The organism is Klebsiella sp. 141161, from assembly GCF_050600815.1.
GTDB lineage: Bacteria > Pseudomonadota > Gammaproteobacteria > Enterobacterales > Enterobacteriaceae > Klebsiella > Klebsiella aerogenes.
In genome coordinates this window covers 202571-214723 of record NZ_JAQIRN010000001.1, presented here as the reverse complement: position 1 = coordinate 214723, position 12153 = coordinate 202571, and the positions used below count along the sequence as shown (strand labels likewise).

Sequence of the window (12153 nt, the reverse complement as noted above, 5' to 3'; positions counted from 1 at the left end):
CGCCGGTTATTCACCGGCGGGCAGGGGAATTACAGATCGAAGCGGTCCAGATTCATCACTTTCGTCCACGCGGCAACGAAATCCGTGACGAATTTCTGTTGCGCATCGGCGCAGGCATAGACTTCGGCCAACGCGCGCAGGACCGAGTTAGAACCGAACACCAGATCGACGCGAGTGGCGGTATATTTCTCTTCGCCGCTCTTACGGTCGCGACCGGTAAACAGCTCCGCCTGATCATCAGCGGCTTTCCAGACCGTGCCCATATCCAGCAGGTTGACGAAGAAATCAGTGCTGAGGACGCCGACGCGATCGGTGAAGACGCCATGTTGGCTGCCATCGAAGTTAGCGCCCAACACGCGCAGGCCGCCGACCAGCGCCGTCATTTCCGGCGCCGTCAGGGTGAGCTGCTGCGCCTTATCGATCAGCAGCGTTTCCGTCGACACTCCGCCTTCGATGCGACGGTAATTACGGAAACCGTCGGCCAGCGGCTGCAGCAGATCCATTGCTTCAACATCGGTCTGATCCTGGCGCGCATCAACGCGACCCGGCGCGAATGGCACGTTTACGCGAACGCCGGCAGCGGCTTGCTCAACTCCCACGACGCCCGCCAGAACAATGATATCCGCCAACGAAGCTTTACCTGATGCTTTCTGGATTGCCTGTAGCGTTGGCAGCACTTTGCTGGCAATGGCATTTACCGGCCATTCTCTCTGTGGCAGCAGGGCCAGACGCGCGCCGTTAGTGCCGCCGCGCTTGTCACCGCCGCGGAAGGTTGAGGCGGAAGCCCAGGCAACGGAGACCAGTTCGCTAACCGACAGGCCTGAATCCGCAATGGCCGTTTTCAATGTGGCGATATCGGAGGCGGTTGGGTTATGTGTCGGTGCCGGTAATGGATCCTGCCAAATCAGATCTTCTTTTGGCACTTCCGGGCCGAGATAACGGGATTTTGGCCCCATATCACGGTGAATCAGCTTAAACCAGGCACGTGCGAAGGCTTCGTTGAAGGCCTGCGGATCGTTCAGGAAACGGCGTGAGATTTTGCCGAATTCCGGGTCGAAGCGCAGCGTCAGGTCCGTTACCAGCATCGTCGGTTTACGTTTTTTATTCGGATCAAACGGATCGGGAATAATCTCCGGCGCATCTTTCGCTTCAAACTGAATTGCGCCCGCCGGGCTGCGCGTCTGCACCCATTCATATTTGAACAGGTTCTCGAAGAAGTAGTTGCTCCATTGGGTCGGGGTTTGCGTCCATACCACTTCCAGACCCGAAGTGATAGCGTCTGCGCCTACACCGCTGCCGTAAGTACTGCTCCAGCCGAGACCCTGAGATTCCAGCGGGGCGGCTTCTGGTTCTGGGCCAACGTGGCTTGCCGGTGCGGCGCCGTGCGTTTTACCCAGCGTATGGCCGCCGGCGATCAGCGCGACGATTTCTTCATCGTCCATCGCCATATTGCCGAAGGTGGCACGAATGGCTGCCGCGGCGGAAAGCGGATCGCCGCTGGCGTTAGGGCCTTCCGGGTTGACATAGATCAGACCCATTTCGGTGGCGCCCAGCGCTTGTTTTTCCAGGCTTTCCGGGTGGCGGTGCTTCAACCACTCTTTTTCATCGCCCCAGTCAACGTCGAGGTCTGGTTCCCACACGTCTTCGCGGCCTGCGCCGAAACCGAAGGTACGGAAACCGGCGTTTTCTAATGCGACGTTACCCGCCAGCATATACAGGTCGGCCCAGGAAATTTTCTGACCGTATTTTTGTTTTACCGGCCACAGCAGGCGACGGGCTTTATCAAGGCTGACGTTATCCGGCCAGGAGTTAAGCGGAGCGAAACGCTGCTGCCCGCGACCCGCGCCGCCGCGGCCATCAACGGTACGGTAGGTCCCCGCGCCGTGCCACGCCATGCGAATAAACAGGCCAATGTAGCTACCCCAATCGGCGGGCCACCACTCCTGGGAGTCGGTCAGCAGTGCGCGAAGGTCGGCTTTTAATGCGGAGTAGTCGAGCTTTTTAAACTCTTCCCGATAGTTGAAGTTTTCACCCAGCGGGTTAGAACGGTTGGAGTGCTGATTCAGCAGGTCAACACGAAGTTGGTTGGGCCACCAATCACGGTTAGCGGTACCGCTGCCGGCGCTTTGCTTCGGCGTCTCGGCGTGGAAAGGGCATTTCCCTGCGGATGGGTTGTTAGTGGGATCATTTGACGTGCTCATATCAGGCTCCGTTTGCTTTTGTGAATGCCATTACGATATACACTGCTACCAATAAGCGATATTTGAATGAGTCTACGGATTTAATAGCTTTTACCGTTCAACAAACATAAATAAAACCAGCGTTTTATTGTGTGTAATCGGCGAAATTCAAAACCACACCTTTAAACATAGTCGTAACGCAGCGGTAAAGGAAACGTTATGATGCGTTAACCGCTACGGATCGCTAATTGTTTGAGATATGACAATTTTACTGCGATGAAAGGATTAGCGTTGCCAGTCAAGCGGCGTGCCGAAAACGCCGGTAAACCCAAACGGTCGGGAAGGGCGAAATGGTTGTCGACCGAACGGGAATAAGCTAATACTTAGACACCATGTGACTGGCGCTAAAGACAGAATACTGTTGGGGAGCATGGTCAAGTACGCCGCGCGCCTGGGCATTACCCCTATCTGGAGATAAGTTATGCCTGAATTAGCTTCATTATCGGCTTTTGCCGCGGTGGCGTTGGGGTTGGTGTTAACGCCTGGCCCCAACATGATGTACCTCACTTCACGGTCGATTTGCCAGGGAAAACGCGCCGGCTTTATATCTCTTGCTGGCGTTGCGGTGGGATTTTTCTGTTATATGCTGTGCGCCGCTTTTGGCATAACCGCGCTGGTTTTCGCCGTACCCTATGCCTACGATGCGTTGCGAATTTGCGGAGTGGCTTATTTACTCTATTTAGCGTGGCAGGCGATTAAACCCGGCGGGCGGCCGATTTTCGCGGTACGCGACTTACCGGCAGATAGCGGGCGTAAGCTGTTTCTGATGGGCTTTCTTACCAGCCTGGCGAATCCTAAAGTGGCTATTATGTATTTGTCTTTGCTGCCGCAGTTTATCACCCCCGGACTCGGCAGCGTGCTGAGTCAGTCGCTCATACTAGGCTGCACCCAAGCGCTAATAAGCGTGGCGGTAAACGGACTTATTATTATGCTGGCCGGGCAGGTGGCGCTTTTTCTTGGGCGGCGGCCGGGCTGGCAACAATTTCAACGTTGGCTGATGGCGACGGTACTTGCCGGAATGGCCGTGAAAATAGCTTTTGAGGCCAGAAAATAACCGTTGCTGGCAAACCCCGCATGCTTATGCCTTTCTCAACCGGAGAAAGGCATCTCACGTTCTAACATACTGATACATTTCTGCCAGTTCATTAGCAACCTTTCTGTAGGGCTAATGCGTCAATAAAGCTATTCTTCCCCGCCTTTATTTTTTGTGCTTTCCAGTGACGCAGGTAAATTGCCGCCAATGCCCCTATTGAGAGATGAGATCCGCGACCACTCGGCAGAAGAGATGCTGTTTATCCGCCGCGCCGTTATTGCTTTCCTGTTGGTGGTGGTTTGCTTTGGCGTGTTGATTTTCAATCTCTACCATCTCCAGGTAGAGCAGCACGATTTTTATCAGACTCGTTCCAATCAAAACGACATTAAAATGCTGCCGATCGCGCCAAGCCGGGGGCTGATTTTCGACCGCAACGGTATTCCGCTGGTGCAAAATATCACCCTGTATCGCCTGCAGGTGATCCCCAGCAAGATTGCCGATATGTCGGCGCTGCTCCAGGCGTTAAGCCCGATTGTCGACCTGACGGCGGATGATATCGCCAGTTTCCGCGACGATATGCACCACAATAGCCGCTATAAAGAAGTGACGCTGAAATCCGATCTTACCGATGTGGAAGTGGCGCGCTTCGCGGTCAACGAATTCCGTTTTCCTGGCGTCACCGTCGAGAGCTACCAGCAGCGAAGTTATCCTTATGGCGCGGAACTGGCGCACGTCGTCGGTTACGTTTCTAAAATTAACGATAACGATTTGCAACGGCTGGCGAAAAACGGCGAAGCAGAAAACTACGCGGCTGACCGCAATATCGGCAAACAGGGAATTGAAGGCTATTACGAAAAAGAACTACACGGCACCACTGGTTATCAGGAAGTCGAGGTAGACAATCATGGCCGCGTTGTTCGCCTGTTGAAAGAAGTCCCGCCGGTCGCCGGCAAAAATATCTATCTGACGCTCGACCTGCATTTGCAGCAGTATATTGAGTCGGTCCTGAAGGGCCAGCGCGCCGCGGTCGTGGCCGTCGATCCGCGCGATGGCGGCGTACTGGCGATGGTCTCCAGCCCCAGCTATGACCCTAATCCCTTCGTTAAGGGGATTGGCTACCAGGCTTACAAATCACTGCTCGATAACCAGGATCGCCCGCTCATTAACCGCGTCACTCAGGGCTTGTATCCCCCGGCTTCTACGGTCAAGCCGTATATGGCGCTCTCAGCCCTTTCTGCCGGGGTGATCACGCCAAATACCACCTTCTTTGGCGCACCGACCTGGACGTTACCCGGTACTCAGCGCCGCTATCGCGACTGGTTAAAAACGGGGCACGGCATGTTGAACGTGACCAAAGCGATTGAAGAGTCGGCGGATACGTTCTTCTACCAGGTCGCTTTTGAAATGGGCATCGATCGCATACACGAGTGGTTGAGTAAGTTCGGCTACGGACAATCGACCGGCATCGATCTCAATGAAGAATACGCCGGGGTTTTGCCGAGCCGCGAATGGAAACAGCGGGTCCATAAAAAACCGTGGTATCAGGGCGATACGATTTCCGTCGGTATCGGCCAGGGCTACTGGATCGCCACTCCTATTCAAATGGTGAAAGCGCTGACCACCCTAATCAACAACGGCAAGGTACAAAACCCGCATCTTTTGTATTCAATGAAGCAGGGGAATAAGGTCGAACGCTTCCAGCAGCCGGCCAATTTACCGCAGGTCGGCGACCCGAAATCGCCATACTGGGGGATTGTCCGCAATGGTATGTATGGGATGGCGAACCTGCCGAACGGAACGGGATATAAGCTGTTCCATACCGCGCCGTACCAGATTGCGGCGAAATCGGGGACCTCGCAGGTATTTAGCCTGAAGGAGAATCAAACCTACAATGCCAAAATGATCCCGGTGCGTCTGCGCGACCATATTTTTTATACCCTGTTTGCGCCGTATCAGCATCCGAAAGTGGCGATGGCGCTCATTCTCGAAAATGGCGGCGGCGATGGCGTTGTCGCTGGCCCGACGGCGCGCGCGATTCTCGACCATATCTTCGACCCGGCGAATGCGCCAGCTGCGGATAGCGCGCAAAGCAACGTTCCGCAGGTCGAAAGCGCTGATGCGCAGTAACGACCTTAAGTGGTGGAAGTCGTCGGCGCGCTATATAAGATTTGCCAACTACGGCGACGGCGAGTTATCTCACGCCATAGCGCGATGACCTCGCCCAACTGCAGCTCGTTAACGTCCTGCGGCGTGGCTAACGGTAGATGATAGCGCTGGCGCAGGGCGGCGAGCGCGGTTGCGCTGGCGTCCCGCGCCTGACCGTTCTGCTCAGCCAGCTGGTGTTGTAACTGGCTGAACTCGGCTTGCCCACACAGCGTTAACTGGCGGAGAAAGATTTTACAGCAGCGTAGTAGATTACTGATAGAACGGTCTGGCGACTGCAGCGCCAGCAGCAGGCCATCGCGATCGGCGATCCGCTGAAAACGGCAGCTCACCACGTAGCCAATCTGCTGTTCGACCCGCAGACGCTGGAAGAATTGCGGCTCGCAAAGTAGCGCCAGCAGTTGCAGCGCGGCCAGCGATGCCCCCTCGGGCAATGGAATAAAAACTAATAGCGCGTTATCCGAGCTGGCGTGAGGAATACGCTGAATACCGCGGCGACAGCCCGCCGAAGAGTGAAGTTCGGCGTTAACCGGGGTATTGAGCAGCGTCAACTGACGGGCAACCTGCTGCGCCAGATTGCCGCTGCCGCCCACCATCGCCGCCAGCCAACCCTCCTGCGGCGGAGCGATAGCCAATTGTTCAGGTAATTGTTGCAGTAGCTGGCGAATGGCGATGGTTTCAGGTGCAACCACCGTCCCCGGCGCGGGTTGAGATAATCGGCGCATGAGCGCGGTGACGACGCTCTCCGCTACGCCGTCGGATTCAGGTAGCTGTAGAGTAAGCTGCCAGTTGCCGTCCACCGTTTGCCACTCGCCGCTGCCGCCTGTATGGCGAAGTTGCGCGAGCAAGGGACGGATCTGCTGGCTTATCGCCATCCCTTGCGCCTGGCTGAGCACGCTATAGAAAGGTTTGCGAACGATCAGCGTTGGCGTTTGATTATCTGCAATGACGTGCAACAGCGGGCTGGTCGTTGGCGGCAGGTCAGATGTAGCAACGGTCGCCGCCTGCGGATAAAAGCTAAATGCCAGCGGATCAATCACGATTGTCCGTGGCTGCCAGCGGCTGAGCGGTAAGGTAAAGCCCTGGGTTGCCACGCCATCGCCAGCCGCTATTTTGCGGCAAACCAGCGAAGAGACCGGTGCAGACAGCAAGCTGGCGCAGAAGCCAGCAAAATCGACGGGCGGGGAATCGGGCGCAAAACCCAATGCCCGCTGGCCGAGCTGTTCGAGCGGGGTCAGTGCGTCAAAACGCCGTTGCGCCAGCCTGTAATAGTGCATCTGCTGTTCAGGCGAGGTGTGGCGCAATGCCTGCAGCCATCGCTCGACATGCTGATAGATGGCGTCGGGATGGTCGCTGCTAAATACCAGCGCCAGCCAGCCGACGCGTTCATCCTGATAAAGCCAGTTCAGCGCGATATCGTCCGCGAGCCCGCATTCACGCAGCCCGGCCAGCAGGCTGCCGGGCGCTTCATCCAGTAAGAATTCACGAAAAGTAGTGACATTGTCACTTATTTCGATCAGCGGACAACGCCATACCGCCGGTTTGTCTTCAACGGCCAGTTGAAAATCCACATTATTGCTAAAATACGCAGACGACGGGCTTTCCGGCGGCAGGCCGCCAGGGAACCCCGCGGCAAAAAAATGGGCCAATTCGGCTAATTCATCAAGCGACTGCGGCCCCTGAAGCCATAGCTGCAGATGGCTGGCGACATAATAGCGCTGATGAAACTCGCCGAGCGCGCTCTGCAACGCAGGCAAGTTTCCGCCCAGCGAATCCATGCTGCCGACCTGAAAACGGCGAAAAGCCGTGGGCGCCGCCATCGCGTGACGGGCCGCGGCTTCACGGCGGGAGGGATCGTGCTGCTGGATAAGCCGATTTTCCGCATCGATGACCGCTAGTTCCTGACGGATATCTTCAGGCGACAGCAGCGGCGCCTGGAGCGTATCCCGTAGACGGGTGATGCCCTCGGCCAGACTATTGGGGGCGACCTCGAAGAAATAGGCGCTGTGGCGGGCAAGGGTGGTGGCGTTGACGCTGCCGCCCTGGCGTTGGATCCACGCCATTAATCGCTCATCATCGTGATAGCGCTGGCTGCCGCGAAACAGCAAATGTTCCAGTAAATGGGCCAGCCCCGGCAGGGCATCGGTTTCGTGATGGCTTCCGGCGCCCACCTTAACCAACGCCGCCGCACGCGTCGTCTGCGGCTGATGAATCAGCGTTGCGCGAATCCCGCCTGCCAGTTCCACGATGCGGGTGGCGGTGGTCATCACAATTCCCGGGTTTTATAAATCAGCTGTGAACGGGTGCGGTTACGGAACTGCAGCTGGCTGATTTTGATGTCGCTACAGGCCGCTTCGCGCCGCGCTTCGAGGATTTTATGATGGTGCGGCGATTTGCTGCACACCGGGTCAGCGTTATCGGCATTGCCGGTCAGCATAAAGGCCTGACAGCGGCAGCCGCCGAAATCTTTCTCTTTTTCATCACAGGAACGGCACGGCTCCGGCATCCAGTCAAAGCCGCGGTAGCGGTTGAAGCCAAATGAGTCATACCAGATCGATTCCAGACTCTGTTCCAGCACCGACGGGAACTCGACCGGTAACTGGCGAGCGCTGTGGCACGGCAGTGCGGTGCCTTCCGGGGTTACGCTGAGGAATATCGAGCCCCAGCCGCCCATACAGCCTTTGGGTCGTTCTTCGTAGTAGTCCGGGGTGACAAAAAGCAGATTGGTCAGATTACCGTTAGCCGCCATTTTGTGTCGGTAATCAGCAACGACCTGTTCAGCACGGGCGATCTGTTCGCGGGTCGGCAGTAACCCTTGACGATTGAGGAACGCCCAGCCGTAAAACTGGCAGGTGGCGAGCTCAACGTCATCCGCTTCCAGCTCGATACACAGCTCGATGATTTTATCGATCTGGTCGATGTTGTGGCGATGCAGGACAAAGTTCAGCACCATCGGGTAGTCGCGTGCTTTTACCGCTTTCGCCATCGCCAGCTTCTGCTGGAACGCTTTTTTGTTGCCCGCCAGCGCCGCGTTAAGCACTTCATCGCTGGCCTGGAAGCTAATCTGGATATGATCCAGCCCGGCCTCGCTGAAGGCGTCGAGTTTGCTCTCGGTGAGCCCAATGCCTGACGTAATCAGATTGGTGTAAAAACCGAGGTCGCGCGCGGCGCGAATCAGCTCCGGCAGATCTTTACGCGTCAGCGGTTCGCCGCCGGAGAACCCCATCTGCACGCTACCCATGGCCCGCGCCTGGCGAAAGACCTCAATCCACTGTTCGGTGGTGAGTTCTTTCTCCTGCTGAGCAAAGTCCAGCGGGTTAGAGCAGTAGGGGCACTGCAACGGACAGCGATAGGTCAGCTCCGCCAGTAGCCACAGCGGCGGATTAACGGCGGGTTTATTCTGGCTCACGGAAGATAATCCACTTCTGTTGGTAAGCTATCTGCAGGAATTCGATGACGTCGTCATCGACGCCGCCCGCTTCCGGGAAACGGGCGTTGAGTTCGGCGATTATTTTTGCCGCGTCGCGTTGACCATCGACCAGTTCGAGGATCGCAGCGGCGGTTTCATTCAGTTTCGCCATTCCTTCCGGATAGAGGATCACGTGGCTATCCTGAGCGGCTTCCCACTGTAGACGGTAGCCGCGACGAAAGGCAATGATTGCGCTCTTTTGCATAGTTATACCAGTCGAGTTGTGTGCCAGGCCGCCTTGTCGGTGACCGTATGATAGGGAGGGCGCTGCAACGCGTAAGCCATGGTCATGGCATCCAGCATCGACCACAGAATGTCGAGCTTAAATTGCAGGATCTCCAGCATCCGGTTCTGCTTTTCCGCGCTATCGCAGTAGATCTTCGCCAGTTCCAGTCCATGTTCAACGTCGCGATTGGCCTGGCTTAAGCGGCTGCGGAAGTAGAAATAGCCTTCTTCTTTGATCCATGGATAGTGCTGCGGCCAACTATCGAGGCGCGACTGATGGATTTGCGGGGCAAACAGTTCGGTTAGCGAACTGCACGCCGCCTCCTGCCAGTTGGCCCGGCGGGCGAAATTGACGTAGGCGTCGACGGCAAAACGCACGCCGGGCAGCACGTGGCGCTCGCTGAGTAACTCATCGCGGCTTAGCCCCACGGCTTCGCCTAACTGCAGCCAGGCTTCAATACCGCCTTCCTGGTCATTACTGCCATCGTGGTCGAGGATCCGCTGCACCCATTTGCGGCGGGTATGTGGATCGGGGCAGTTCGCCATAATCGCCGCGTCTTTTAGCGGGATATTGGTCTGGTAGTAAAAACGGTTCGCCACCCAGCCCTGGATTTGTTCGCGGCTGGCCTCGCCGTTATGCATCGCAATATGGTACGGATGATGGATATGGTAGTAGGCGCCTTTTTCCCGTAGCGCTTGTTCAAACGCCTGTGGCGATAGGGTTTCGCGTATCTGCATAGTTAGTCCTGAAGCGTGATAGGCATCCCGTCCCAGCTCACTTCAATTCCCTGTTGCGTCAGGGCCTTGCGCTGCGGCGATTGCTCGTTAAGGATAGGATTCGTGTTATTGATATGAATCAGAATTTTGCGCTTTGCCGGGAGTGAGGCCAGCAGCGCCATCATGCCGTGTTCATCGCCAAGCGCCAGGTGGCCCATATCACGACCGGTATTGCGCCCGACGCCGGCAGCCTGTAGTTCATCATCCTGCCAGACGGTACCGTCAATCAGCAGGCAGTCCGCTTTTTTCAGCCACGGCAGGAGCGCTTCGTCCGGTTCGCCAAGCCCCGGCGCATAGAACAGCGTCTGGCCGTTACGGCGGTTTTCGATAAACAGCGCCACGTTATGGCCCGGCAGCGGCCTATCGCGAAACGGCGAGTAGGGCGGCGCATTGCTGGCGATGGGGACGGCGGTAAACTGCAGGTCGGGACAGGCGTCAACGGTAAAGCGATTCAACGGGGTCACAGGATGGTGAATCAGGCCGCCGTTCCAGTGCCGTAACATGGTAAAAATGGGAAAACCCGTGCTGAGATCCTCATGTACCTCCGGCGTGCACCAGACCTGATGGGGGCAGCCTTCGCGCAGGCTCAGCAGTCCAGTAGTATGGTCAATCTGGCTATCGGTAAGGATAATGCCACCAATATGCGTGCCGCGCAGAACGCCTTGTTTATTTAACTCTGGCGTATGGGCAATCTGCTGGCTGATATCGGGAGAGGCGTTACACAGCACCCACTCTTTACCGTTATCACTCACGATAATGGAAGATTGAGTACGGGCGGTGGCCTGAATCGTGCCATTGCGCAGACCCTGACAGTTGGCGCAGTTACAATTCCACTGGGGAAAGCCTCCGCCAGCGGCGGAACCGAGGACTTTTATAAACATGAAGACGGACCAGATAAAAAAACAAAATGCCCGCACGGACGGCGGGCGGAGCGATTAGCGGTTGGAAATGTACAGCGTAACTTCCAGACCCAGACGTAAATCAATAAAAGCAGGTTTCTTCCACATTGTTTTTTCCTCTATAAAAATGCGACATCAACATCGTCGGTTGTGTCGGTTTTGTGATGGCAATCAAATATTGCCCCTCAGGGGGATAAAGGTCAACCGGCAACATGTAAGTATTTAACCTTATGTTTACAATATAACCTATTGTTGCCAAACATTTTTTAATACGCTTTGCCAGTTACCCCACAGCAGTTTATCCAGCACCAATTGTTCATAACCGCTATCGCGCAATGCGTTGATTAGCCGTGGTAAACCGCTGACGTCGCCCAATTCGTCCGGTAGCGTAATGCCGTCAAAATCGGATCCCAGCGCCACGTGATCGACGCCCATGATGTTAATAAGATAGTCGATATGGTGAACGATGGTACGTAATGGAGTATCGCTGTCGCGTTTGCCGTCGGCGCGCAGGAAGGCGTTGCCAAAATTGACGCCGACCACGCCGCCGCTGTCGCGAATCGCCCGCAGTTGTTCATCGGTAAGATTACGCGGCTGCGGGCATAGCGCATGGGCATTAGAGTGGGTGGCGACCAGCGGAGACGTCGAGTGATGGGCGGTATCCCAGAACGCTTTTTCATTCATATGAGACACGTCAATCTGCATCTTCAAGGCATTGGCCTGCTTAATCAGAAAGATACCTGCCGCTGTCAGTCCAGGTCCAGTGTCCGGGCTACCGGGAAACGAACCGTTAACGCCGCTGCCGAAGCGGTTTGCAATATTCCAGAACGGACCAATGCTGCGTACCCCGGCGGCATAAAAGGCCTGCAGGTCGCGGCCCTCGCCATCAAAACCCCCGGCGCCCTCAATATGCGCCACCATCGCCAGTACATTATCCTGGCGGCAGCGTTCGATATCCGCCGCGCTCAGACACAATCTCACGCGTCCAGCGGACTGCGCGACAAGTTGTTTCAGGATGGCCACTTGCTGCCAGAGGATAGCGATCGGATCCCAGCGTTGGTTGGCGTGTTGCGGCGCCATACGGGCAATATATTCCTGCGGCGGCACGAATAGCGCGAACAGCCCGCCGGCAAATTCGCCTTGCAGCATGCGCGGATAGTCGAGATGACCGTTCTCAATCCCGGCAAAGAAAGCGGTTGCAGGATCCTCGCGATGGTAAAGCCATAAATTGAGCAGCAGGTCATTGTGACCATCAAAAATCGCCATAGCGCGCTCCATCTGCTGGTTGTACTGGAAATGCCTGACACGGTAACTGATTTGTTCGCTGCGGCAAGTGGAAATTCACAA

At 56.2% G+C, this 12153-nt stretch carries 10 protein-coding genes and 1 riboswitch; of the genes, 2 read left to right on the top strand and 8 right to left on the bottom strand.

Features of this window, described 5'->3' with window-relative positions; translation table 11 throughout:
- Positions 1 to 29: 29 nt before the first annotated feature.
- Positions 30 to 2201, bottom strand: coding sequence for a catalase/peroxidase HPI (gene katG / locus PGR79_RS01090; protein ID WP_430920861.1), 2172 nt, complete (start codon positions 2199 to 2201; stop codon positions 30 to 32).
- Positions 2202 to 2564: 363 nt separating this feature from the next.
- Positions 2565 to 2644, top strand: a riboswitch (ZMP/ZTP riboswitch).
- A gap of 17 nt (positions 2645 to 2661) precedes the next feature.
- On the opposite strand from katG, the gene PGR79_RS01085 reads away from it, so the two are divergent.
- Both PGR79_RS01085 and mrdA read left to right on the top strand, forming a co-directional pair.
- A complete protein-coding gene (locus tag PGR79_RS01085; protein WP_087859615.1) occupies positions 2662 to 3294 on the top strand; it encodes a LysE family translocator in 633 nt (210 codons plus the stop codon).
- 186 nt (positions 3295 to 3480) lie between these two features.
- On the top strand, positions 3481 to 5400 hold the full coding sequence (gene mrdA, locus PGR79_RS01080; protein WP_183269073.1) for a penicillin-binding protein 2: 1920 nt from the start codon (positions 3481 to 3483) through the stop codon (positions 5398 to 5400).
- A gap of 5 nt (positions 5401 to 5405) precedes the next feature.
- Here mrdA and pqqF read toward each other — a convergent pair whose 3' ends face one another.
- The 7 genes from pqqF to PGR79_RS01045 form a co-directional block, all read right to left on the bottom strand.
- On the bottom strand, positions 5406 to 7703 hold the full coding sequence (gene pqqF, locus PGR79_RS01075) for a pyrroloquinoline quinone biosynthesis protein PqqF (RefSeq protein ID WP_430920859.1): 2298 nt from the start codon (positions 7701 to 7703) through the stop codon (positions 5406 to 5408).
- Complete coding sequence (pqqE, locus tag PGR79_RS01070) at positions 7703 to 8845, bottom strand: pyrroloquinoline quinone biosynthesis protein PqqE (RefSeq protein WP_020078732.1); 1143 nt, start codon at positions 8843 to 8845, stop codon at positions 7703 to 7705. The genes pqqF and pqqE overlap by 1 nt, the downstream gene beginning before the upstream one ends.
- On the bottom strand, positions 8832 to 9110 hold the full coding sequence (pqqD, locus tag PGR79_RS01065) for a pyrroloquinoline quinone biosynthesis peptide chaperone PqqD (protein ID WP_015366526.1): 279 nt from the start codon (positions 9108 to 9110) through the stop codon (positions 8832 to 8834). The genes pqqE and pqqD overlap by 14 nt, the downstream gene beginning before the upstream one ends.
- Positions 9111 to 9112: 2 nt before the next feature.
- Entirely contained in the window at positions 9113 to 9868 is a 756-nt protein-coding gene (pqqC, locus tag PGR79_RS01060) for a pyrroloquinoline-quinone synthase PqqC (protein WP_430920857.1), read from the bottom strand.
- Positions 9869 to 9870: 2 nt separating this feature from the next.
- The gene (gene pqqB / locus PGR79_RS01055; protein ID WP_113373334.1) at positions 9871 to 10788 is read right to left on the bottom strand and encodes a pyrroloquinoline quinone biosynthesis protein PqqB; all 918 of its coding nucleotides are present in this window, start codon (positions 10786 to 10788) and stop codon (positions 9871 to 9873) included.
- Between the two features lie 54 nt (positions 10789 to 10842).
- On the bottom strand, positions 10843 to 10914 hold the full coding sequence (pqqA, locus tag PGR79_RS01050) for a pyrroloquinoline quinone precursor peptide PqqA (RefSeq protein WP_002905689.1): 72 nt from the start codon (positions 10912 to 10914) through the stop codon (positions 10843 to 10845).
- Positions 10915 to 11052: 138 nt separating this feature from the next.
- Entirely contained in the window at positions 11053 to 12072 is a 1020-nt protein-coding gene (locus PGR79_RS01045; RefSeq protein WP_430920855.1) for a dipeptidase, read from the bottom strand.
- Positions 12073 to 12153 lie beyond the last annotated feature (81 nt).

What these genes read in the sequence shown, in the direction of transcription:
- pqqC (WP_430920857.1), bottom strand. Translation starts at nt 9,868, where the DNA reads ATGCAGATACGCGAAACCCTATCGCCACAGGCGTTTGAACAAGCGCTA.
- pqqF (WP_430920859.1), bottom strand. Translation starts at nt 7,703, where the DNA reads ATGACCACCGCCACCCGCATCGTGGAACTGGCAGGCGGGATTCGCGCA.
- pqqD (WP_015366526.1), bottom strand. Translation starts at nt 9,110, where the DNA reads ATGCAAAAGAGCGCAATCATTGCCTTTCGTCGCGGCTACCGTCTACAG.
- katG (WP_430920861.1), bottom strand. Translation starts at nt 2,201, where the DNA reads ATGAGCACGTCAAATGATCCCACTAACAACCCATCCGCAGGGAAATGC.
- mrdA (WP_183269073.1), top strand. Translation starts at nt 3,481, where the DNA reads ATGCCCCTATTGAGAGATGAGATCCGCGACCACTCGGCAGAAGAGATG.
- pqqB (WP_113373334.1), bottom strand. Translation starts at nt 10,788, where the DNA reads ATGTTTATAAAAGTCCTCGGTTCCGCCGCTGGCGGAGGCTTTCCCCAG.
- PGR79_RS01085 (WP_087859615.1), top strand. Translation starts at nt 2,662, where the DNA reads ATGCCTGAATTAGCTTCATTATCGGCTTTTGCCGCGGTGGCGTTGGGG.
- PGR79_RS01045 (WP_430920855.1), bottom strand. Translation starts at nt 12,072, where the DNA reads ATGGCGATTTTTGATGGTCACAATGACCTGCTGCTCAATTTATGGCTT.